Origin of the sequence: Blastochloris tepida, assembly GCF_003966715.1 — a bacterium.
Classification (GTDB): Bacteria; Pseudomonadota; Alphaproteobacteria; order Rhizobiales; family Xanthobacteraceae; genus Blastochloris; species Blastochloris tepida.
The window spans coordinates 2397978-2421445 of the sequence record NZ_AP018907.1; the positions used below are offsets into that span (position 1 = coordinate 2397978).

At 69.7% G+C, this 23468-nt stretch carries 14 protein-coding genes; 8 read left to right on the forward strand and 6 right to left on the reverse strand.

Annotated elements, in window-relative coordinates; translation table 11 throughout:
• Positions 1 to 160 precede the first annotated feature (160 nt).
• Entirely contained in the window at positions 161 to 3460 is a 3300-nt protein-coding gene (locus BLTE_RS18130; protein ID WP_160140591.1) for a caspase family protein, read from the forward strand.
• 350 nt (positions 3461 to 3810) lie between these two features.
• Here BLTE_RS18130 and BLTE_RS11090 read toward each other — a convergent pair whose 3' ends face one another.
• Positions 3811 to 4332 carry a YcgN family cysteine cluster protein gene (locus tag BLTE_RS11090; RefSeq protein WP_126400522.1) on the reverse strand — a complete coding sequence of 174 codons (522 nt, stop codon included), beginning with the start codon at positions 4330 to 4332 and terminating at the stop codon, positions 3811 to 3813.
• Positions 4333 to 4637: 305 nt separating this feature from the next.
• Between BLTE_RS11090 and BLTE_RS11095 the strand changes: the two genes are divergently transcribed.
• From BLTE_RS11095 to BLTE_RS11105, 3 genes are all read left to right on the forward strand, one after another.
• A complete protein-coding gene (locus BLTE_RS11095) occupies positions 4638 to 6824 on the forward strand; it encodes a transglycosylase domain-containing protein (RefSeq protein ID WP_126400525.1) in 2187 nt (728 codons plus the stop codon).
• Between the two features lie 323 nt (positions 6825 to 7147).
• Entirely contained in the window at positions 7148 to 7723 is a 576-nt protein-coding gene (locus BLTE_RS11100) for a DUF1214 domain-containing protein (RefSeq protein ID WP_244599958.1), read from the forward strand.
• 14 nt (positions 7724 to 7737) lie between these two features.
• Entirely contained in the window at positions 7738 to 8367 is a 630-nt protein-coding gene (locus BLTE_RS11105; protein ID WP_244599959.1) for a DUF1254 domain-containing protein, read from the forward strand.
• 7 nt (positions 8368 to 8374) lie between these two features.
• On the opposite strand, the gene BLTE_RS11110 is transcribed toward BLTE_RS11105, so the two are convergent.
• Positions 8375 to 9649 (reverse strand): MFS transporter, encoded by a 1275-nt coding sequence (locus BLTE_RS11110; protein ID WP_126400529.1) that lies wholly within the window; start codon positions 9647 to 9649, stop codon positions 8375 to 8377.
• A gap of 232 nt (positions 9650 to 9881) precedes the next feature.
• On the opposite strand from BLTE_RS11110, the gene hisN reads away from it, so the two are divergent.
• Positions 9882 to 10664, forward strand: a complete 783-nt coding sequence (hisN, locus tag BLTE_RS11115) for a histidinol-phosphatase (protein WP_126400531.1) — start codon at positions 9882 to 9884, stop codon at positions 10662 to 10664.
• Positions 10665 to 10695: 31 nt separating this feature from the next.
• Here the strand turns inward: hisN and BLTE_RS11120 are convergent, their stop codons facing one another.
• Positions 10696 to 11637, reverse strand: coding sequence for an alpha/beta fold hydrolase (locus BLTE_RS11120; protein ID WP_126400534.1), 942 nt, complete (start codon positions 11635 to 11637; stop codon positions 10696 to 10698).
• Positions 11638 to 11992: 355 nt separating this feature from the next.
• On the opposite strand from BLTE_RS11120, the gene BLTE_RS11125 reads away from it, so the two are divergent.
• Positions 11993 to 12463 (forward strand): Hsp20 family protein, encoded by a 471-nt coding sequence (locus BLTE_RS11125; protein ID WP_126400536.1) that lies wholly within the window; start codon positions 11993 to 11995, stop codon positions 12461 to 12463.
• Between the two features lie 253 nt (positions 12464 to 12716).
• Here BLTE_RS11125 and BLTE_RS11130 read toward each other — a convergent pair whose 3' ends face one another.
• Positions 12717 to 13787, reverse strand: coding sequence for a hypothetical protein (locus tag BLTE_RS11130; RefSeq protein WP_126400539.1), 1071 nt, complete (start codon positions 13785 to 13787; stop codon positions 12717 to 12719).
• Between the two features lie 510 nt (positions 13788 to 14297).
• On the opposite strand from BLTE_RS11130, the gene gltB reads away from it, so the two are divergent.
• A complete protein-coding gene (gltB, locus tag BLTE_RS11135; RefSeq protein WP_126402161.1) occupies positions 14298 to 19016 on the forward strand; it encodes a glutamate synthase large subunit in 4719 nt (1572 codons plus the stop codon).
• A 4-nt stretch (positions 19017 to 19020) separates the two neighbouring features.
• A complete protein-coding gene (locus BLTE_RS11140; RefSeq protein WP_126400542.1) occupies positions 19021 to 20448 on the forward strand; it encodes a glutamate synthase subunit beta in 1428 nt (475 codons plus the stop codon).
• Positions 20449 to 20586: 138 nt separating this feature from the next.
• Here the strand turns inward: BLTE_RS11140 and BLTE_RS18695 are convergent, their stop codons facing one another.
• Together BLTE_RS18695 and BLTE_RS11150 are read right to left on the reverse strand one after the other, a co-directional pair.
• The gene (locus BLTE_RS18695; RefSeq protein WP_160140592.1) at positions 20587 to 21906 is read right to left on the reverse strand and encodes an SGNH/GDSL hydrolase family protein; all 1320 of its coding nucleotides are present in this window, start codon (positions 21904 to 21906) and stop codon (positions 20587 to 20589) included.
• Positions 21907 to 22022: 116 nt separating this feature from the next.
• Positions 22023 to 23279 (reverse strand): lytic murein transglycosylase, encoded by a 1257-nt coding sequence (locus tag BLTE_RS11150; RefSeq protein ID WP_126400545.1) that lies wholly within the window; start codon positions 23277 to 23279, stop codon positions 22023 to 22025.
• Positions 23280 to 23468 lie beyond the last annotated feature (189 nt).

A 23468-nucleotide genomic window follows, 5' to 3' on the forward strand; every position in this document is an offset into this window, starting at 1 on the left:
ATTCCCCATCGCAAACACTGACGCAGGCCGGCGCAAGACCTTGCGGAAATTGACGATCCGCAAGGTTGTTGCCGGCAAAATCGTTACCGTGCCGTCCGTCGGCCATTCTGCCGCCCCCTTCAGGGGCCGACATTGCGTTCGTCGAGACATGAGGCCGGCCATGCGTTGCCTGCGCGGATGCGTCCTTTCCGTTCTGTTCTGCCTCGCCGCTTTGGCGATGGCGCTCGCGCCGGCAGCGGCCCAATCGCCGCAGGCGCCACCATCGGCACCGCGCAAGCTGGCGCTGGTGATCGCCAACGGCACCTATGCCCACGCCCCGGCGGTGCGCACCGCCGCAGCCGATGCCGGCATCGTCGGCGAGACGCTTGCGGCCGCCGGCTATGAGGTGATGTCGCTCGCCGACGTGCGGCAGGCCGACATCGGCCGGGCGCTGCGCGACTTCCTCGACGCACTGGAGGATGCCGGACCCGAGACCACGGTGTTCGTCTATTACGCCGGCCACGCCGTCCAGACCGGCGGCGACAATTATCTGGTGCCGGCGGACGCCGAGATCCGCGCCGACGCCGACATCGTGTTCCAGGCGTTCCGGCTGAACGACTTCCTGGAGGAGCTGGCGCGCATTCCGGCGGCGGCGCGGGTGGTGGTGATCGATGCCGCGCACGATCTCGGCCTGCCCAAGGACGCCGCGGTGCCGGCCGGCCTCGCCCTCAACCCGGTGACCGCCGGCATGGCGGTGGGCTTCGCCGCCGCGCCCGGCGCGCTGGTGGTCGAGAGCGACGGCCAATACGGCGTCTATGCCACCAGCCTCGTCACCCAGATGCGCCAGCCGGGCCAGGAGCTCGGCGACATCCTCACCAACGCCCGCATCGCCGTGAACCAGGCGACCCAGAGCGTGCAGACGCCGTGGTTCGTCGACCAGATCGAGGGCGGGCTCTATCTGTTCCCGCCGCAGCCGGCGGCGCCGCCCGAGCCGGCGGCCGCGCCCGTGCCGATGCCCGCCCCCGCGCCGCCGCCCCCGCGCACCGCATCCTCGCGCGAGGCGCTGCAGGCGATGGGCCCGGACGACGCCTATCTCGCCGTGGTGGCGGTCGACCGGCTGGAGCCCTACCAGTGGTTCGTCGAACTGTTCCCCGACCACCCCAGCACGCCGCAGATCTGGGAGATCATCGAGACCCGCCGCGAGCAGATCCTGTGGCGGCGCACGCTGGCCCAGAACACCCGCAACGCCTACTGGAACTATCTCAAGCGCTATCCGGACGGCGCCCACGCCGCCGAGGCCGAAGACCGGCTGGAGGTGCTGTCGGCGCCGCGCCGGCCGCCGCCCACCTATGTGGTGGAGCCCGAGCCGCTGCCGCCGGACTGGACCGACGAGGCGGTGGGCCTCGCCGAGGTGGTGCCGCTCGGCATTGAGCCGCCGCCGCCGGTGTGGGGCCTGTTCACACCGTTCTTCGTCCGCCGGCCGCCGCCGCCGCCCTGGTGGTTCGACCGCCGGCCGCCCGGCTTCCGGCCGCTGCCGCCGCCTCCCCCGCCGCCGCCGCCCCCGCCCTGGGGCTTCGGACGGCCGGGCTTCGGGCCGGGCTTCGGACCTGGAGGTCCGGGTTTCGGGCCGGGAGGACCTGGGGGACCGGGCTTTGTCGGAGGGCCGGGATTGCGCCCGCCGCCGGATCGCTTCCCGCCGGGCGGGCGGCCGGTCGGCCCGCGCCCGCCGGCCGATCCGATCGGCGCGTTCCGTCCGCCGGGCGGGCCGCGGCCGGACGGCGTGCGTCCGCCGCCGCCGGGGGGACGCCAGCCGCCGGGCGGTCTGACGATACCCGGACGCCGCCCCGATGGCGGCCGCGGGCCGGGACCGGGGGGATTCGGACCGGGTGGGCCGGGAGGACCTGGAGGACCGGGAGGACCGGGCGCGGGACCGGGCCCGATGCCGGGCCAGGGAATGCCGGGACAGGGGATGCGGCCGGGCGGAGGCCCCGGGGCAATGCCGGGCCAAGGCATGCGCCCGCAGCCGGGCAGCCTGCCGGCGGTGCCGGGCGGCGTTCCCGGCGGACGGCCGGGCGCCGGCCCCGGGCCGATGCCGGGTCAGGGTCCGGGCGCGGGTCCGGGTTCAGCTCCAGGCCAAGGCGTCGTGCCGCCGCGGCCGGATGGCGGCCGCCGGCCGGACGGTCTCACCATGCCGGGCTCGCACCAGCGTCCTGGCGGCATGCCACCAGTTCCGGGCCAGGGCGGACGGCCGCAGCCGGGTGGCGCGATGCCCGCTCAAGGCGTGATGCCGCAGCAGCCGGGCAACCTGCCGCCGGTGCCCGGACAGGGCATGCGACCCACCCAGCCCGACCGGCCAATGCCGGGTCAGGGCATGCGGCCGCAGCCGGGCGGCCTGCCGCCGGTGCCGGGCCAGGGCATGCGGCCCACCCAGCCCGACCGGCCGATGCCGGGCCAGGGCATGCAGCCGCAACCGGGCAATCTGCCGCCGGTGCCGGGCCAGGGCATGCGACCCACCCAGCCCGACCGGCCAATGCCGGGTCAGGGGATGCGGCCGCAGCCGGGAAACCTGCCGCCGGTGCCGGGCCAGGGTGCACGGCCGTCACAGCCGGATCGGCCGATGCCGGGACAGGGCATGCGGCCGCAGCCGGGCGGCCTGCCGCCGGTGCCGGGTCAGGGCATGCGACCCACCCAGCCCGATCGGCCGATGCCCGGACAGGGCATGCGGCCGCAGCCGGGTAGCCTGCCGCCAGTGCCCGGACAGGGTGCGAGACCTTCGCAACCGGACCGGCCGATGCCGGGTCAGGGGATGCGGCCGCAGCCGGGTAGCCTGCCGGCGGTACCAAGCCAGGGTGCACGGCCGTCACAGCCGGATCGGCCGATGCCCGGCCAAGGGATGCGGCCTTCCCAGCCCGACCGGCCAATGCCGGGCCAAGGCATGCGGCCTTCCCAGCCCGACCGGCCGATGCCGGGTCAAGGCATGCGGCCCTCGCAACCCGACCGGCCGATGCCGGGTCAAGGCATGCGGCCCTCGCAGCCGGACCGGCCGATGCCGAGTCAGGGGATGCGGCCGCAGCCGCCGAGCGCGCCCCAGGCCCAGCCGAGCCGGCCGGTCGGCCCACAGCGTGCGGTCGCTCCGCCGCAGGTGCGTCAGGCCCCGCCGCCGCAGCGTGCCGCTCCGCCGCAGGTGCGTCAGGCTCCACCGCCGCAGCGTGCCGCTCCGCCGCAGGTACGTCAGGCTCCGCCGCCGCAGCGTGCCGCCCCGCCGCAGGTGCGTCAGGCTCCGCCGCCGCAACGGGCCGCACCGCCGCAGGTGCGTCAGGCCCCGCCGCCGCAACGGGCCGCACCACCGCCACAGCGCGCCGCACCGCCGCCGCAACGTGCTGCACCGCCGCCGCAACGTGCCGCGCCGCCGCATCAGCGGGCCGCGCCGCAGCGCTGCCCGCCCGGTACACACCCGGCGAATGGTGGCTGCGCGAGGTGATACGGTTTCCGGCTGATCAAGCCGGAAACCCGTATTCCGATCGCCGAAAAATCCCTTCCAACTCAAGGATTTTTCGGCGAGACCGTTTCCGGTATCCCGAAGGGATCAACCGGAAACCGTATGAAACGCTTTCCGGCCGGGCGCCCGGTGTCCGGCCGGCCGATCGCCCTCCGGCGGGCGCAGGCGCACGCCGCGGTGCGGGTCAAGCCATTGCGTGAAAAGTCGAAATGCCGCCGCTGCGGTCCGCGGACGGCCCGTCCTGCCAAGCCGTGTTACCATCCGGCATGATCGATCGGACTCTGCCCCAGATCCGCCGCCCCGCGCTGGCGGCCCGCAACGGGACCGCCGGTTCAGCCGGCGGTGGGCACGCGAGATGTTGTGTCCGGGCGGCGGCGGGCGCGCCGCGGCAGGCGCAGCGGCCAATCGACCACGAAATCCTCAAGCTGGGAGGCCGGCACGTCGGTCTCGTTCGCCGCCACCTTGCCGCGCACGCTGACGCCGGCGGCATGGACGGTCTCGCGGTCCCCAGATACCAGCGGATGCCACCAATAGAGGTCGCGCCCTTCGGCGATCAGCCGGTAGGCGCAAGTCGTCGGCAGCCAGCCCAGCGTACGCACCTCCTGCGGCGTCAGGCGCACGCACTCGGGCACCTCCTCGGAGCGGCTGGGATAGTCGATGCAGCGGCAGGTCTCGGCATCGAGCAGGCGGCAGCCGACCTCGGTGTAGACGACGCGGCCGGTGTCCTCGCATTCCAGCTTGGCGAGGCAGCAGCGCGCACAGCCGTCGCACAGGCTCTCCCACTCGGAATCGCTCATCTGGTCCAGGGTCTTGGTCCGCCAGAACGGCGGCGCGGGGCGGTCGGGCGCATGCATGGCGCGATGTTATTCCGCGGCCGGACCGCCCACAACGGCGCTGGCGCCCGGTCAAGGAAAAGCCCCGATTGCCGGCCAGGGAAGCCCTTGCGTCGAAGCACCGTTGAAGGCATCACTCCTTCGGGTCGGGTTCGGGTTCCGCTGATCGACGCGGGATCGGAAACTGCTGCGGGGTGCCGGTTCCGCGACGGCGGGGCGTACGCCGAACACTCTGTTTGACGCGACGGCCTTCTTGGCGCGACGCCCTGTTTGGCGCGACACCCTGTTTAGCGCAACACCCTGTTTAGCGCGGAGGCAGACGACCGGTGCGCGAGCTTCTGTCCAACGAGTTCAAGGCCAGGGTCCGGCGGGCCCTGCTCGATCTCGATTCGCGCATCGACAGCGCGACCTTCGGGCTGTCGACCCGGCTGCGCGACGGCTGGGAGAATTTCTCGGCCTTCATGGACCGCTTCCATGTCGGCGGCTGGAAGCGTTGGGTGTTGATCGAGCCGCTCTCCGAGGCGGTGACGCTCGGCACCGTCGGCGCGGTGCTGATGCTGGCGCTGGCCGTTCCGGCGTTCCGCGAGACCACGCCGGACTGGCTGAAGCGCACCGAGCTGGCTGTTACCTTCCTCGACCGTTACGGCAATGAGGTCGGGCGCCGCGGCGTGCGCCAGAACGATACTGTGCCGCTCGAGGAATTCCCCGACCATCTGATCAAGGCCGTGCTCGCCACCGAGGACCGGCGCTTCTTCGAGCATTTCGGCATCGATGTCGGCGGCACGCTGCGCGCCGTCACCGCCAATGCCCGGGCCGGCGGCGTGGTGCAGGGCGGCTCCTCGCTCACCCAGCAGCTCGCCAAGAACCTGTTCCTGTCCAACCAGCGCACCATCGAGCGCAAGATCAAGGAAGCGTTCCTGGCGCTGTGGCTGGAGCAGCACCTCACCAAGAACCAGATCCTCAAGCTCTATCTCGACCGCGCCTATATGGGCGGCGGCGCATTCGGCGTGGACGCCGCGTCGCAATACTATTTCGGCAAGTCGGCGCGCGACGTGAACCTTGCCGAGGCGGCCATGCTCGCCGGCCTGTTCAAGGCGCCGACCAAGTTCGCCCCGCACGTCAACCTGCCGGCGGCGCGCGCCCGCGCCAATGTGGTGCTCGACAATCTGGTCGAGGCCGGCTTCATGACGGAAGGTCAGGTATTCGGCGCCCGCCGCAACCCGGCGACGCCGATCGAGCGGCGCGACGAGAAGGTGCCCAACTACTATCTCGACTGGGCGTTCGGCGAGGTCGAGGAGATCACCGAGACGCTGCCGAAATCGGTGACCGAGCGGGTGTTCGTGGTGCGCACCGCGCTCGATCCCAACATCCAGTACGTCGCCGAGACGGCGGTCGAGGAGAAGCTGCGCCAGTTCGGCCGCGAGTATGGCGCGAGCCAGGCGGCCACCGTGATCATGGACGTCGACGGCGCGGTGCGCGCCATGGTCGGCGGGCGCGACTACGGCGCCTCGCAGTTCAACCGCGCCACCGACGCGTTGCGCCAGCCCGGCTCCTCGTTCAAGCCCTACGTCTACGCCACCGCCTTCATGAACGGCCTCAAGACCACCACGACGGTGCGCGACGAGCCGATCTGCCTCGGCAACTGGTGCCCGCAGAATTACGGCCGCTCCTATGCCGGCACGGTGACGCTGCACTACGCCCTGCAGAAATCGATCAACACCATCCCGGTGCGGCTGTCGGTGATGCTGGGCAAGGGCAATGCCAAGGCCGGCCGCGCCAAGATCATCGAGACCGCCCACCGCCTGGGCATCTCGACGCCGCTGCCGGATTCCTCGTCGCTGCCGATCGGCGCGGCCGAGGTGACGGTGATCGACCAGACCCAATCGTTCGCCGCCTTCGCCTCCGGCGGCATGAAGGTGACCGCCCACGCTACGCTGGAGATCAAGACGCCGACCGGCGAGACGGTTTGGCGGTTCGACCGTGACGGGCCGAAGTCCGAGCGCGTGCTGCCGCAGCAGGTGGCCGAGGATATCAACCGCGTGCTCAAATCGGCGGTGGAGGACGGCACCGGCCGGCGCGCCATGCTCGACGGCATCAGCGCCTCGGGCAAGACCGGCACCACCAACGGCTATCGCGACGCGTGGTTCGTCGGCTACACCGGCAATTATGTCGGCGCGGTGTGGTACGGCAATGACGACCACTCGCCGACCAACAAGATGACCGGCGGCACGCTGCCGGCGATGACGTGGCAGCAGATCATGGCCTATGCCCACCAGGGCATCGAGCTGAAGACGATGCCGGGCCTCGGCGGCGACGCCAAGCCGCCCAAGGGCGATACGCCGGTGGCCCAGTCGGGCGGCGACCAGCCCGGCCCGCAGCGGCCGATCACGCTGTCGACCAAATCCAGCGCCACGCTGAACCGCATCGAGAAGCTGATGCGCGACTCCGCGGCGCCGGTGAAGCCGACCGCCGCCGCCACCGACCGCCCCACCGGCGCGCTGGGGCGCAATTAGAGCATTTTCCGCAAAAGTGGATACCGGTTTTGCGAAAGAAAATGCGACACACCAGAAACTTGGAGCGTCCGATCTGATGCAGTCAGATCGGATAACGCTCTGGAGCGACATGCCGGTTGTCGCCGGTTTCTGCGTTAAATTATTGATGTGTAATGTATTTTTTGATCCTGTCGGCCGCCCGGGTGCGGCCGGCTGCGGCGCCCGGCCCCAGCGGAACGATTTGCCGGCGCGGGCGGCGCTGCTATAGGGATCGCACGTACAAGGATCGCACGGGCCGCGCCGTGCGGGTCCGGGTCAATCTGCGGCACATTGGACGGAATTTCGTGGGGCCCTTCTCGACCCTCGTCAGCTTCCTGGTGGCGGCGGTCACGGCGCTCGTCCTGACATGGTTCGCCGTCAGCGGCCTGTCCGATTTCGACACCGTGCGGATCGGCGCCTGGACCGCCGCGCCGCGGCACGGCACCGCCGAGGCCGACCCCTATGCGCGGGCCACCTATGCCAGGTTCGGCACGCTGCCGGTCAGCCTCGCCGACGGCCTCGTCTTCATCGCCCGGCGCGACTCGGCGGGAAACCCGCTCGACGGCCGCTGCACCATCCGCATCACCGGCCGGGTGCCGCAGTCGCGCGTGTGGACGCTGACCGTCACCGACGACAAGGGCGCGCTGATCGACAATCCGGCCGGCCGCTACGGCTTCACCTCCACCGAGCTGGTGTGGGAGAGCGACGGCAGCATCGACATCGTGGCGGCGCCGCGGGCGCGGGCGGGGAACTGGCTGCCCACCGGCGCGGCCACCGGCGTGCTGTTCGTGCTGCGGCTCTACGACACCCAGATCGGCTTCGCCTCCCGCACCAGCGACGCGCCGCTGCTGCCAGCCATCCGCCAGTCCGATTGCCCATGATGCGATTGCTTACGATGCGATGGCCCTTCTTCCGCTGGCCCTTCTCCCGGCCGCAGGCGGCCCGCCCGGCGCGGCCGCGCGTGCCGGTGGTTCAGGTGCCGATGCGCTGGGTGCTGCCGGTGGTGACCGGGCTGGTGGTCGGGCTCGCGGCGCATCTGGTGGCGATCCTGATCATGCCCTATCAGGCGCCGGCCGATGCGTGGGCGCGCATCGCCACGCTGGGGCCGGCCAACACCGTGGTGCTGGTGCCGCCCTCGGCCGCCGATTCCGAGCTGATGCCGTTCCTCGATCCGGCCTTCGCGACGGCTGCCTGCCGCTACGACCTCTCGGCTGGCCCGCTGAAGCTGCGCGTGCCGGTGACGGCCGACTACACCTCGGTGTCGTTCTATACCCGCCACGGACAGACGTTCTACGGCATCAGCGACCGCGCCGCCGGGCGCAAGATGATCGACGTCGACCTGATGACGCCGCAGCAGCGGACGCTGCTGCCCTCTGACGAGGAGATCACCGCCGCCGACCGGCTGATCGTCGAATCGCCGTCGAAGACCGGCATTGCCATCATCCGCGCTTTGGTGCGCGAGGCCGGCGCGCGCCCGGAGATCGAGACGCTGCTCGTCCGCGCCACCTGCGGCCCGGCGAGCTGACATTGCCCTAAACCTCTTCGTGGCGCGGGTCGCGGGCCCGGACATAGACGACCATCAGCGCCAGCATCGCCAGCCCCTGCAGGGCGAACACCATGTGATAGGCGGCGGCCGGATAGGCGCCATTGGCGGTGGGATAGAGATCCACCACCACGCCGGCCACCGCCTGCCAGACGAACACCCCGCCCATATTGGCGAGATTGAGCAATGTGATGCCGCGCCCGACGAGATGCGGCGGGAACAGCGACTTGCCGTGCGCCATCATCACCGGCGTGAACGCCGCCATCAGCCCGAAGGCGGCAAACCACACCGGCAGCCAGCCCTGCGGCAGCGGGCCGGCGAGCGGCAGAACCAGGAGCAGGAGGGCGGAGCCGATCGCCCCGATCATGGTCGGCCAGCGGTAGCTGTCGAGCAGCCGGTCGGAAATGCCCCAAAGGAAGGAGCCGCAGATCTGCGCCACCGCCATCAGCAGCAGCATGTCGCCGCGCTGGGCAAGTTCGAAGCCATAGACGTCGGTGAGATAGGGCCCGCCCCACAGGCCCTGGATGCTGGCATACATCGCATAGGCGCAGGTGTGCAGCAGGAACAGCCGCCAGACATCTCGGATGCGGATGACGTGCACCACGCCGCGAATGCTGTCGGCGAGCGAATCCTTGTTGTGCGGCGCGACCTTGCCGGGAGGATTGTCGCGCACCACCACGGCCGCCACCACGGCGCTGACCACGGTGATGGCCGCCACCACCAGGAACGGCGTCCGCCAGCCGAACGCCTCGGCGGCGCGGGCCAGCGGCGCGGTGGCCAGCAGCGCCCCCAGGCTTCCCACCGCCATCTGGATGCCGAGCAGGGTGGAGAAGCGATCGGGCGGGAACCACCGCGCATAGACGGCGAGCGGCGCCATCAGCAAAGCAGCGCAGCCCAGGCCCATCAGCACCCGCGCTCCCAGCAGCCCGGCGAAACTGCCGGCCAGCGCGAACAGCAGGGAGCCGGCGATCGCCAGCGACACCGAGCCGAGCAGGCAGGCGCGCGGGCCGAACCGGTCGAGAGCGATGCCGAGCGGCAATTGGGCGGCCGCGAACATCAGGAAGAACAGGCTCGACAGCAGCCCGATCTCGGCGGCGTTCAAGCTCAGCTCGCGCGCCAGATTGGGGGCGATCACCCCGATCGAGCCACGCAGGAACTGGCTGATCACATAGATGCCGGCGCAGGTCGCGACGAGCACCACCACGGTGACGACCGGCAGGCGGGCCCCTCGGTTCTCGGCCCCGGATGCCTCACCTTCCGTCAAAGAACGCCTCCGGACTGGCCATGCTTCCTCTTTCGCGGGACAACCTGCTTAGCCCAGATGCGAATGCTTATCCAAGTTCGCCTTCCTGGTGAGACCCAGGCGAAGGTGCCGCAGCCGGGCCCGCGCATTGGCTGGACCACAACAATGGCGCCAACCTCCCCCGGCCGCCATTGCAGCGGGCGGCGAGGCTTTCTATAGGTCGCCACCAGCTTGCCACCGAGGATGACCCTTCATGCGCGCCGTCGATTTCGCTGCCTTCGTGGACGAACTCGCCACCGTCTCGGCTGCGGCCATCCTGCCGTTCTTCCGCACCGCCATCGGCGTCGACGACAAGCGCAAGCGCGGGCAGTTCGATCCGGTCACCGACGCCGACCGCGCGGGCGAGGTGGCGATGCGCAGCCTGATCAGCCGCACCTTCCCCGAGCACGGCATCCTCGGCGAGGAGTTCGGCCGCGAGCGCGCCGACGCCACCTGGGTCTGGACGCTCGACCCCATCGACGGCACCAAGTCGTTCATCGCCGGCATCCCGGCCTGGGGCACGCTGATCGGGCTGATGCGCGAGGGCACGCCGGTCTACGGCATGATGCACCAGCCCTTCATCGGCGAGCGCTTCACCGGCGACGGCGCCGCCGCCAGATACCGCGGCCCGGCCGGTCCGCGCGATCTGGTGGTGCGGCCCTGCCCGGCGCTGTCGGACGCGGTGCTGTTCACCACCAGCCCGCTGCTGTTCGCCGAGCCGGACCTGGAGGCGTTCCGCCGCGTCGAGCGCGAGGCGAAGCTGTCGCGCTATGGCGGCGACTGCTACGCCTACTGCATGGTGGCGGCCGGGTTGATCGACCTCGTGATCGAGACCGGTCTCGACGACCATGACATCGTGCCGCTGATCCCGATCATCGAGGGCGCGGGCGGCATCGTCACCAATTGGGAGGGCGGCTCCGCCGCCAAGGGCGGCCGGGTGGTCGCCGCGGGCGACCGCAAGCTGCACGAGGCGGCGCTGAAACTGCTGAACGGGTGAGCCTATCTCGGGCCGAAGACGCGACCGTCCGTCACGCCCGCGAGCCGGGCACGAAGGCGTCGAACGCCGCCCAGAACTGCTCGCGAACCGTGTCGCGCTCCTGCAGGATCTCGTGGCGCGCGCCGGGGATCACCAGCCCCGCCCCGCCCAGCAGCCTGAGGGCGAACCGGTCGGCCTCGGGCGTCGCGACGATCTGGTCGTTGCCGGCGGAAACCAGCAGCAGCGGGTGGCGCAGCGACGAGGGATAGGCCGGGTCGGCGAACTCCTCGGTCACCCGGAAGGCGGCATCGACCCAGGCGATGGTCGGCGACCCCAGCCCCAATCGCGGATATGTCCGGGCGATCTCGGCGTTGCGGGCGTAGCGCGCGGCATCGGAGGTGAGCCGGTTGACCTCGAACGGCCGGCTCAGCATGTCGGTGGGCTTGCCGCCCGGCACATAGAGCCCGCCGAGCCCGGCCGAACGGAAGAACTGCGCGGCGCCCCGCGCCAGTCGTCCGCGCTTCAGCCGGATCTGGATCATCGGCGAGACGGCGACCGTGCGCTCGAACCAGCGCCGGCCGCGCTTGGCGGCGCGAATCAGGATGGTGCCGCCCATCGAGTGGGCCAGCGCGAAAAAGGGCGGCGGGCAGTCCGGATAGACCACTTCGCGGACGAACGTCTCGATGTCGAGTTCGTAATCGTCGAACGAGCGCACGAAGCCCTTGCGCGGGTTCTTCAGCAGCCGGTCGGAGCCGCCCTGCCCGCGCCAATCCAGCATCGCCACCGCGAACCCGCGCTGGCGCAGATTCTCGACCGTCTCGAAATACTTCTCGATCTGCTCGGCGCGGCCGGTGAACAGGCACACCGTGCCGCGGCGCGGCGTGACGATCGGCGCGAAGCGCGCGAACCGCAAGCCGACGCCGTCACGCGTCTGGATGCGGCCGCAGACGGCCTCGCTCGGGACGGGATTGGTGGGCGTGGGGAAGAGTTCCATCGGCGGCCTGTTCCGGCGCGGCCGGATCGACTCCAGAACGTTACGGCTGTCCCGCGGACTTCTTGCGATCCTCGGACCGCCGCTCGCTGAAAACCCTTGTTCGGGAACGGGATTTTCGGTGAACGGACTGCGGGAGTCCGGCCTGAGCGGCCGAATTTCGTCTTACACCAATCGGCGGGACAGCCGCAACGACGGGCCGCATTCATCAGGCCCGATCCGCGCGTGCCGCCCCTCTTGCGCGCCCTGAGGACGCTTCCCATCTCCAGGACGCACAGGCCCCGCGGGCTGTGCGAATCGGGACCGGCTCAGGAGAGCGGTCCATCACACATGTCGCTCGATTTGAAGAGGATATGCCATGCGTACGTTCGATCTCGCCCCGCTCTATCGCTCCACCATCGGCTTCGACCGCCTGTTCTCGCTGCTCGACCAGAGCGCGGGCGCCGAGTCGACGCCGTCCTACCCGCCCTACAACATCGAGCGGACCGGCGAGAATGCCTACCGCATCTCGATTGCCGTCGCCGGCTTCACCGGCGAGGATCTGTCGATCGAGGCCCGCGAGCAGAGCTTGACCGTCCGCGGCGACAAGCGCCCCGACCAGGCCAAGCCCGAATTCCTCTATCAGGGCATCGCCGCGCGGGCGTTCGAGCGGCGCTTTCAGCTCGCCGACCATGTCGTGGTCCAGGGCGCCCGGCTTGAGCACGGCCTGCTCCACATCGACCTCGTGCGTCAGATTCCCGAGGCGATGAAGCCGCGCACCATCCCGATCAGCACCACCGGCGACACGCCGAAGACCATCGACGCCGCCCCCGAGAAGGTGGCTGCCTGATCCACAGCTTCCTTGTCTGTCTGATACGGTTTCCGGCTGATCAAGCCGGAGAACCGTATTCAGATCGCCGAAAATCCCGTTATCGAACAAGGGTTTTTCGGCGAGACCGTTTCCGGTATCCCGAAGGGATCAACCGGAAACCGTATGAGACGTCCGGCGCCCGGGGAAACCCGGGCGCTTTTTCGTTCCGTCAGCACTCTGCCGAGACGGCAGGGCTCCCTTTGACTCGCGGGGCCTGCCCCCGCGAGGAGGGTCACTCCAGTCCCTGGACCGGCGGGAAGGTGATGGCCGGGGCGGGCTTCTTCGCAGGGGCCGGCGGCGGGGTCGGCGCCGCCTCGGGCTTGGCCGACCGCCGCTGCGCCCAGATCGGACGGTCGGAGTCGGTGCCCGGCACCGCCGGCTTGGCCTTCTCGGCCGGCTTGCCGTCCGCAGGCTTGGCGTCCGCGGGCTTGGCGTCCACCGGCTTTGTCTCTGTCGGCTTGGCTCTGGCGGCCGGCTTGGTGTCGGCCGGCTTCGTATCCGCTGGTTTGGCTGCCGATGCGGGCGGCTTCGCCGACGGCGGTTTGGCCGCCTCAGGCTTTGCCGCCTCAGGCTTGGCTGCGTCAGGTTTGGCCGCGTCGGGTTTGGCGTTCGCCGGTGCCGAGGCCGTGCTGCCCGCGGCCGGCTTGTCCGCCTTCGCGGGCGGCGGCATGGCCGGGCCCGAGGCGGGCGGCATCGACGGGGTCGGCGACGCCGAGCGCGGCAGCGGCGGCAGGCTCGGCGCGGACGCGGCCGGCTCCTGCGGCGGCGTCACCGAGCTTGGAGGCGACGCGACCGGCGGCGGCGGCACCGGCGGGGACGCAACCGGAGACTTGGCGGCGGGCAGCGGGCTGGGCTCGGCTTCCCGCGCAGGCGGTGCGACCGGTGGCCGCGACGCCTGCCGCGGCCGGGACCGTGTTGTCGGCGGCGGCTCGTCGCGCCGCGGGTCAATGATCGTGCCCAGCGCCTCGCGTTCGACGATCCGGCCGGTGGCCGAATCCACCACCAGTTCGACTCGCCAGCCGCGACGGTCGGTGGCGCGCACGCGGTAGACCGGCCCGGTCAGGCGCGGACGGCCCACCTGCGTGAAGCCCTTCGAGCGCACGATGGTCTCGATCTCCCACGGCGGCAGCTCGTCGCGGAAACGCCCGAACGGCACCGCGGCCGGCGGCACCGGCCGGTAACGCGGCTCCGGCGGCCACGGCCGGCCGTAATAATAATAATTCTGCGCGGAAGCCTGGACCGCACCACCAAGCAACAGCATGGCCGTCGCGACGATCCGCACCGGGCCGAGTGACACAGTCATTGACCTTACGCCTCCGACTTCTCGTCTCTAGGACGCCGCATTCCGCCGTCCCCGGCCATGTCAGCCACCGGAATGCGGCAGGCATAGGACGAATCTCGGGCATCGTACGTATCCGGCAAGACCCCCGGTCCGGCAAACCCGCGCCTTGCGCAATGCGCCATGCAATGGCATTGCGTCAGGGGAATGCCGGCCGTACGTTCATTGCGTGCCCGCGGCGTTCTGCGAAACGGAGGGGCCGTCTCCCGTGCCGGGATGCCTGCCCGTGCTCTTGTGTCGGGCGAAGGCTTCTGGCATGTTCGCCCGCCGATATAGGACAGCCCTGCTGTCCCATCACGACCGCCCCCAACGTGGCAACGCGGGCGGCATCGGTGAACCGGCTTTCCGCCGAAGATGATCGGGCGGCCGCCGGCTTGCCGCGGTCACCGAAAACCGAACGGCGCCTCGCTCTCGGGCGAGGCAGAATGCGTCGGCTGACGACGCGAGCGAGGATGAACCATGGGCGCGCACCAGATGCGGAGCGATCTTGAGCGGCAGAGCGATCTCGGACGCGACGCCGGGAAAACGCCGCTCGTGGTGCGCGATCCCGGCCTGCCGAAGGCGGCGGGCCTCTATGATCCGGCCCATGAGCGCGATGCCTGCGGCGTTGGCTTCATCGCCAATATCAAGGGCCAGAAGTCTCACCAGATCGTTCAGGACGCCCTGAAGATCCTGGTCAATCTTGAGCATCGCGGCGCGGTCGGCGCCGACCCGCGCGCCGGTGACGGCGCCGGCATCCTGATCCAGATGCCGGACAAGTTCTTCCGCAAGACGGCGGCCGAGATCGGTATCGATCTGCCCGAGCCGGGCCATTATGCGGTTGGCTACATCTTCCTGCCGGTGGACCCGGCGGGCCGCGCCAAGGTGCAGGAGATCTTCGCCCGCGTGCTCACCGACGAGGGCATGACCCTGCTCGGCTGGCGCGACGTGCCGACCGACAACCGCTGCCTCGGCGAGAGCGTCAAGCCGACCGAGCCATTCCACGCGCAGCTGTTCATCGGCCGGCCGAAGGACATCGCCTCCGAGGACGATTTCGAGCGGCGGCTGTTCGTCGCCCGCAAGGTGGTGTCGAACGCGATCTACGGCATGGGGGACCCCAGCACCGAGGGCTACTACCCGGTGTCGCTGTCCTGCCGCACCATCGTCTACAAGGGTATGTTCCTGGCCGACCAGCTCGGCGCCTATTATCCGGACCTGCACGATCCGGACATGGAATCGGCGCTGGCGCTGGTGCATCAGCGCTTCTCGACCAACACCTTCCCGGCGTGGTCGCTCGCCCATCCCTATCGAATGATCGCCCACAATGGCGAGATCAACACGCTGCGCGGCAACGTGAACTGGATGGCGGCGCGCCAAGCCTCGGTCGATTCCGAGCTGTTCGGCAACGACATCTCCAAGCTGTGGCCGATCTCCTATGAGGGACAGTCGGACACCGCCTGCTTCGACAACGCGCTCGAATTCCTGGTGATGGGCGGCTACTCGCTGCCGCACGCCATGATGATGCTGATCCCCGAGGCGTGGGCCGGCAACCCGCTGATGAACGAGGAGCGCCGCGCCTTCTACGAGTATCACGCGGCGCTGATGGAGCCGTGGGACGGCCCGGCGGCGGTGGCCTTCACCGACGGCCGGATGATCGGCGCCACGCTCGACCGCAACGGCCTGCGCCCTGCCCGCTTCCTGGTCACCAGCGACGACCGCATCATCATGGCCTCCGAATCCGGCGTGCTGCCGGTGCCGGAGGAGATCATCGTCCAGAAGTGGCGGCTGCAGCCGGGCAAGATGCTGCTGGTCGACCTGGACGAGGGCCGCATCGTCGCCGACGACGAGATCAAGAGCCGCCTTTCGACCGCCAATCCCTATCCGGAGTGGCTGTCGCGCACCCAGATCGTGCTGGAGGATCTGAAGCCGGTGCAGCTGCGCGACCAGCGCGCCGACGTGTCGCTGCTCGATCGCCAGCAGGCATTCGGCTACACTCAGGAAGACCTGCAGATCCTGATGGAGCCGATGGCCGTCACCGGCCAGGAGGCGGTGGGCTCGATGGGCAACGACACGCCGATCTCGGCGCTGTCCGACTGCCCGAAGCCGCTGTTCACCTATTTCAAGCAGAACTTCGCCCAGGTCACCAACCCGCCGATCGACCCGATCCGCGAGGAGCTGGTGATGAGCCTCGTCTCGTTCATCGGGCCGCGGCCGAACATCTTCGACCTCGAAGGCTCCTCGCGCCGCAAGCGGCTGGAGGTTCGCCAGCCGATCCTGACCAATGAGGATCTCGAGAAGATCCGCTGCATCGGCTTCCTCGAGGACAAGTTCGACACCAAGACCATCGACATCACCTACCCGGCCGAGAAGGGCGCGGCGGGCATGGACGATGCGCTGGAGCGGCTGTGCGACCGCGTCGAGGCTGCCGTGCATGGCGGCTACAACATCGTCATCCTGTCGGACCGCCAGACCGGGGCGGACCGCATCCCGATCCCCTCGCTGCTCGCCACCGCGGCGGTGCACCATCACCTGATCCGCAAGGGGCTGCGGACCTCGGTCGGCCTCGTGGTCGAGAGCGGCGAGCCGCGCGAGGTGCATCACTTCGCCTGCCTCGCCGGCTATGGCGCCGAGGCGATCAACCCGTATCTTGCCTTCGACACCCTGATCTCGATGAAGGACAAGTTCCCCGAGGAACTGTCCGACAAGGAGATCGTCAAGCGCTACATCAAGTCGATCGACAAGGGCCTGCTCAAGGTGATGTCCAAGATGGGCATCTCGACCTACCAGTCCTATTGCGGCGCCCAGATCTTCGACGCCGTCGGACTGCGCTCCGAGTTCGTCGACAAATACTTCACCGGCACCGCCACCCGCATCGAGGGCGTCGGCCTCCCCGAGGTCGCCGACGAGACGGTGCGCCGCCACTGCCGCGCCTTCAGCGAGGACCCGGTGCTGAAGGGCGCGCTCGAGGTCGGCGGCGAGTACGCCTTCCGCACCCGCGGCGAGGCGCATGTGTGGACGGCCGAGACCATCTCGCTGCTGCAGCACGCGGTGCGCGGCAACGCTCAGGACAAGTACAAGGCGTTCGCCAAGGCGATCAACGAGCAGAACGAGCAGCTGCTCACCATCCGCGGCCTGTTTCGCATCCGCGGCGCCGAGGAGGTCGGCCGCCGTCCGGTGCCGATTGAGGAGGTCGAGCCGGCGAGCGAGATCGTCAAGCGCTTCGCCACCGGCGCGATGTCCTACGGCTCGATCTCGCGCGAGGCGCACACCACGCTCGCCATCGCCATGAACCGCATCGGCGGCAAGTCGAACACCGGCGAGGGTGGCGAGGAGCCCGACCGCTTCAAGCCGCTGCCGAACGGCGACACCATGCGCTCGGCGATCAAGCAGGTGGCGTCCGGCCGCTTCGGCGTGACGACGGAGTACCTCGTCAACGCCGACATGATCCAGATCAAGATGGCGCAGGGCGCCAAGCCCGGCGAAGGCGGGCAGCTGCCCGGCCACAAGGTCGACGCGGTGATCGCCAAGGTGCGCCACTCGACCCCCGGCGTCGGCCTGATCTCGCCGCCGCCGCACCACGACATCTATTCGATCGAGGATCTGGCGCAGCTGATCTTCGACCTGAAGAACACCAACCCGGCCGCCGACATCTCGGTGAAGCTGGTGTCCGAGGTCGGCGTCGGCACGGTCGCCGCGGGCGTCTCCAAGGCGCGCGCCGATCACGTCACGATCTCGGGCTATGAAGGCGGCACCGGCGCCTCGCCGCTGACCTCGATCAAGCACGCAGGCTCGCCCTGGGAGATCGGCCTTGCCGAGACCCACCAGACGCTGGTGATGAACCGGCTGCGCGGCCGCATCGCGGTGCAGGTCGATGGCGGCCTGCGCACCGGCCGCGACGTGGTGGTGGGCGCCCTGCTCGGCGCCGACGAGTTCGGCTTCGCCACCGCGCCGCTGATCGCCGCCGGCTGCATCATGATGCGCAAGTGCCACCTCAACACCTGCCCGGTCGGCGTCGCGACGCAGGATCCGGTGCTGCGCAAGCGCTTCCGCGGCACGCCCGAGCACGTCATCAACTACTTCTTCTTCGTCGCCGAGGAAGTGCGCGAGCTGATGGCGGGCCTCGGCTACCGCACCTTCAGCGAGATGGTCGGCCAGATGCAGATGCTCGACCGCCGTGCGGTGATCGAGCACGCCAAGGCCAAGGGCCTCGACTTCTCGAAGCTGTTCCACAAACCGGAAACCGGCAGCGACGCTGCGATCCACAACTGCGAGAAGCAGGACCACAAGCTCGGCAACGTGCTCGACCGCGAGCTGATCATCCACGCGCAGGCGGCGCTCGACCGCGGCGCGCCGGTGAAGATCGACCTCGCCGTCCGGAACACCGACCGTTCGGTCGGCGCCATGCTGTCGGGCGAGGTCGCCAAGCGCTACGGCCACGCCGGCCTGCCGGCCGACACCATCCAGATCAAGCTCACCGGCACCGCCGGCCAGAGCTTCGGCGCCTTCCTCGCCCACGGCGTGACGCTGGAGCTGGAGGGCGAGGCCAACGACTATGTCGGCAAGGGCCTGTCGGGCGGCCGCATCGTGGTCTATCCGGCCCGCAAGGCGAAGCTGCTGACACCGGAGGAGTCGATCATCGTCGGCAACACCGTGCTGTACGGCGCCATCGAGGGCGAGTGCTACTTCCGCGGCGTCGCTGGCGAGCGTTTCGCGGTGCGCAACTCCGGCGCGGTCGCCGTCGTCGAGGGCGCGGGCGACCACTGCTGCGAATACATGACCGGCGGCGTGGTGGTGGTGCTCGGCCGCACCGGCCGCAACTTCGCGGCCGGCATGTCGGGCGGCATCGCCTATGTGCTCGATGAGGACAGTTCGTTCGCCACCCGCTGCAATCTCTCCATGGTCGAGCTCGAACCCGTGCGCGACGAGGAGGAGATGATTGCCCGCCACTATCACCAGTCCGGCGGCGACCTCACGGCCCACGGACGGGTCGACGTGATGAGCGACATGACGCGCTTCGATGCCGAGCGCCTCTACCAGCTCATCGCCAACCACGCGCGCTACACCGGCTCGGCGCGTGCGGAAGCAATCCTCGCCAATTGGGCCGAAATGCTGCCGAAGTTCAGGAAGGTGATGCCGGTCGAGTACCGCCGCGCGCTCGAAGAACTCAAGGCGCGCGAGTTGGAGGCGCCGCGGCTCGCGGCCGCCGGGAGCTGACGAGATGGGCAAGGTTACCGGCTTCCTGGAGATCGACCGTCAGGACCGGCGCTATGCGCCGGCCAGCGACCGCATCCGCCATTTCCATGAGTTCGTGATCCCGCTGTCGGAAGAGGCGACGCGCGATCAGGCGGCGCGCTGCATGAACTGCGGCATTCCGTTCTGCCATTCCGGCTGTCCGGTGAACAACCAGATCCCGGACTGGAACGACCTCGTCTACAAGGAGGAATGGCGCGAGGCGCTGCGCAACCTGCACTCCACCAACAATTTTCCGGAGTTCACCGGCCGCGTCTGCCCGGCGCCCTGCGAGGCGGCGTGCACGCTCAACCTCACCGACACGCCGGTGACGATCAAGACCATCGAGTGCGCGATCGTCGACCGCGGCTGGCAGGAAGGCTGGATCGTGCCCGAGCCGGCCTCGACCAGGACCGGCAAGAGCGTCGGCATCATCGGCGCCGGGCCGGCGGGCCTCGCTTGCGCCCAGCAGCTCGCCCGCGCCGGACACGAGGTCCACGTCTATGAGCGTTGGGGCAAGGCCGGCGGCCTGCTGCGCTACGGCATCCCCGACTTCAAGATGGAGAAGCACCTCATCGACCGCCGCGTCGCCCAGATGGAGGCGGAAGGCGTGGTGTTCCATTACAATTGCGAGGTCGGCGTCAGCGTGCCGCCCAGCCAGTTGATGGGCCGCCACCACGCGCTGGTGCTCGCCGGTGGCGCCGAGAAGTCGCGCGACCTGCCGATCCCCGGCCGCGATCTCGCCGGCATCCATTTCGCGATGGACTTCCTGCCGCAGCAGAATCGCCGCGTCAGCAAGGAGCCGATGCCGACCAACAGTGCGCCGCCCATCCTGGCCGGCGGCAAGCATGTGGTGGTGATCGGCGGCGGCGACACCGGGTCGGACTGCATCGGCACCTCGGTGCGCCAGGGCGCGCTGTCGGTGGTTCAGCTCGAGATCATGCCGCGGCCGCCGGAGAAGGAGAACAAGCTGCTGACGTGGCCCAACTGGCCGCTCAAGCTGCGCACCTCCTCCAGCCACGAGGAAGGCGCCGAGCGCGAGTTCTCGGTGATGACCACCAAGTTCACCGGTTCCAAGAACGGCCAGGTCGAGAAGCTGCACTGCGTGCGGCTGGACGACCGGATGCAGCCGATCGCCGGCAGCGAATTCGAGCTGCGGGCCGACCTCGTGCTGCTGGCGATGGGCTTCGTGTCGCCGCTCCATGAGGGCCTGCTGGAATGGCTCGGCGTCGCGATCGACAAGCGCGGCAATGTGCAGGCCGACACCAACGACTATCGCGCGAGCATCGACAAGGTGTTCGCCTGCGGCGACATGCGCCGCGGCCAGTCGCTGGTGGTGTGGGCGATCCGCGAAGGTCGCCAGTGCGCCCATTCGGTGGACCAGTTCCTGATGGGCACGACGACGCTGCCGCGCTGAGGCAGCCGGCGGCGCGTCAGACGGCTTCCGGCTGCCCCCTTCGGGACACCGGAAGCGGTCTCGGCGGAAACCGCTGATTGGAACTGGATTTTCCGGCAACAGGACGACGAAAGCCGGCCCCACGGGCCGGCTTTCGTATTACGGCGTCGCCTTGCCCGGCTCGGCCGGCGTTGCGGCGGCGGGCGTCGCGGTGGTTGGTGTCGCGGCAGCAGGTGTCGCGGTGGCGCCCGGCCAGACGAAGTCGTCGGCGCGCCCGGCTACCGGCGGCGGGGTTTCGCCGCGCACCAGCACCTGCGTCACGATCGGATCACTGCTCTGCATCGAGCGGGCCGGCGTCGCCCCGGCCAGCGGACCGGACGGGCCGGTGGCACCGACCAGCGGCACCACCGGCCCGGCGACCGGGCGGGCCAGCGGCTGCGGCTGCGGCACCTGCGGCGTGACGGCGGTTGCCGGTACGTCGGGTGAGGGCGCGGCAGGCGGCGGCGTCTGCTCGTTGGTCTCGGCCGGCGCGCGGGGAATGCGCTGGTCCAGCAGCAGGCGGATGTCGCGCTCGACGAAATGGGCGAGCTTGCGGCCGCCGGCTCGGGTGAAATGGATGCCGTCCGAGTTGCGCAGGCGGCGCTTCTGGCCGTCGAGCGCCGGCCCCGAAGTGACGAACTGCCCCTGCTCGTCGACAAAGCCGTCCCACACATCGACAAACGGCACGCCGGCACGCGCCGCGCGCTCGCGAATGATCTCGTTGTAGAACTGCATGTCCTGCGACAGCCGCCCGCTCTTCATCGCCGGCAGGCCGACCCAGAACAGCGGGATGTTCTTCGCCTTGAACAGTGCCATCAGGTCATCGACGCGGCGAGTATAGGCCTGAACCCAGCGCTCGGAACGCGGCTCGAAGGTGGCGCCGGTCTCGTCCTGCGCCGCCTGACGTTCGTTGATACCGATCACCACCACGCCGACGGTGACCTTGTCGGAGGCCAGCATCTCCTGGGCAGCCGCGATCCAGTCGGCCGGATCCTTGCGGATCAGGCTGGTGTCCGGCCGCGCCTTGTTGAGAACGGCGACCTCGGGAAGGTCCTGGACGAACGAGTCGGCGAGCCCCTTGGCCAGCGGCTCGGCCAGCGAGTCGCCGAACACGGCGATGTATTCGAGGGCCGGGCTGGTTCGGGCCTCGTCCGCTTCCGTGGCCGACGCATAGGCGGTGCCCTGCGGCTCGGTGCTGGGCGGCTCGAGCGGCTTGGACTGCCGGGCCGGCGCATCGAGGTTCGTCGGCGGCGACCAGCGCATGCGCGGCACGTAGCTCCGCTCGGTGCGGAACGGGTCCCGAAGGGTGAAGTAGCGGTCGTCGCGCTCCTGGGCGGCGAGCGGCGTTGCCGCCAGAACCAGGGCGGTCAGGCCCCAGGCGGTCAAACCACAGGCGACCAAGCCCCAAGCGACCAAGACGGCGATGCGGCCTCGCACCATGACGACCTCCCGAACGGCCTGACGGCGGGCGGCCCCACGGACCGCGCGCCACATCAGTCGTGTCGGTTCTTGCCGACCATTTCAAGGCCGTCGTTCAAGACCGCGTGCCGCCGGCCTCACCGCTTGATGTGGGCCAGCACCTCGGCGGTGGGGAAACCGTCCGGCACCAGCCCAAGCTGGGCCTGCACCTGACGCAGCGCCTCGCGCGTCTTGCCGCCGATCTTGCCGTCCGGCTGGCCGATGTCATAGCCATACCCCAGCAGCAATTCCTGCAGCTCGAAACGCTCGGTGCGCGACAGAAGCTGAGCCCCCCGCGGCCAAGGCTGCACGAACGGCCCGCCGCCGCGCATGCGGTCGGCCAGATGGCCGATCGCCAGCGCGTAGGCTTCGGCGGGGTTGTAGCGCATGATGACGCGGAAATTCTCCAGCATCAGGAAGGCCGGCCCCTGTGCGCCGGCCGGCAGCAGCAGATAGGCCTGATCGCCGGGACGCGGGAACATCTGGCCCGCGACCCGCCGCACGCCGAGGCGGCTCCACTCGGCAAGGCTCATGCGCCGCGAGCGGTCGGCGAGCAGGAAATTGAACCCGGCCGGAAGCTCGACCTCGTAGCCCCAGGTCTGGCCGGTCACCCATTTCTCGGCCCGGAAGCGGTTGGCGGTCGAGGCCAGCGCATCCGGCACGGAATCGACCAGATTGGCGTGGCCGTCGCCGTCGAAATCGACCGCGTAGCGCAGATAGCCGGTGGGCATGAACTGGGTCATGCCGAACGCGCCGGCCCAGGAGCCGCGCATGTGCTCCAGCGGCACGTCGCCGCGCTGCAGGATGGCCACGGCCGCCAGGAACTCGTCACGGAAATAGGCCTGCCGGCGGCCGATGCAGGCGAGCGAGGCGGTCGAGCGCACCACGTCGCGGCTGCCCATGCCCTCGCGGGTGCCGAAATTCGACTCGATTCCCCAGATCGCGGTGATCAGGTAGCGATCCACGCCCCACTGCTGCTCGATGGCATCGAAGGTCGCCTTGTGGAGCGCCAGCATCTCACGGCCCTGGCGGATGCGGGATTCGGTGACCAGCGTGTCGACGTACCACCAGATCGGCCGCTCGAATTCCGGCTGGCCATCCATGAGCTTGAACAGGCTCATGTCGGGCTGGACCGACCGCATCACCCACTCGTAGGTGGCGCGAGAAATGCCCTTGCGCTGCGCCTGCGGCCACAGACCGGCGAGGCACTCGCCGAAATTAGCCTCCGCCTCGGCCAGGGCCTGCGGCGTCATCAGGGGATGGCTAGGCGTCACGCTGCCGACGACCTGAGCCGTGGCCGGCGCACACCACAGGACGGCAGCCGCAAGCGCGGCGAGACGGACAGTCGAGCGCATGGAACCCCCCAGCTTCGGGATACATGAGCCTCCGAAGCTGGCGGTATTGTGATGAACGCTTCGTTAAGAGCATCATCGCGACGCCCTGCCCTCACCCGGCGGTCTCCCTAACGGTCATCCGAGGCATTCCGTCAGGACTTGATTCAGCTCGTGCGGCAGAAATACCGGTTGAACCATCGCCATATTCGA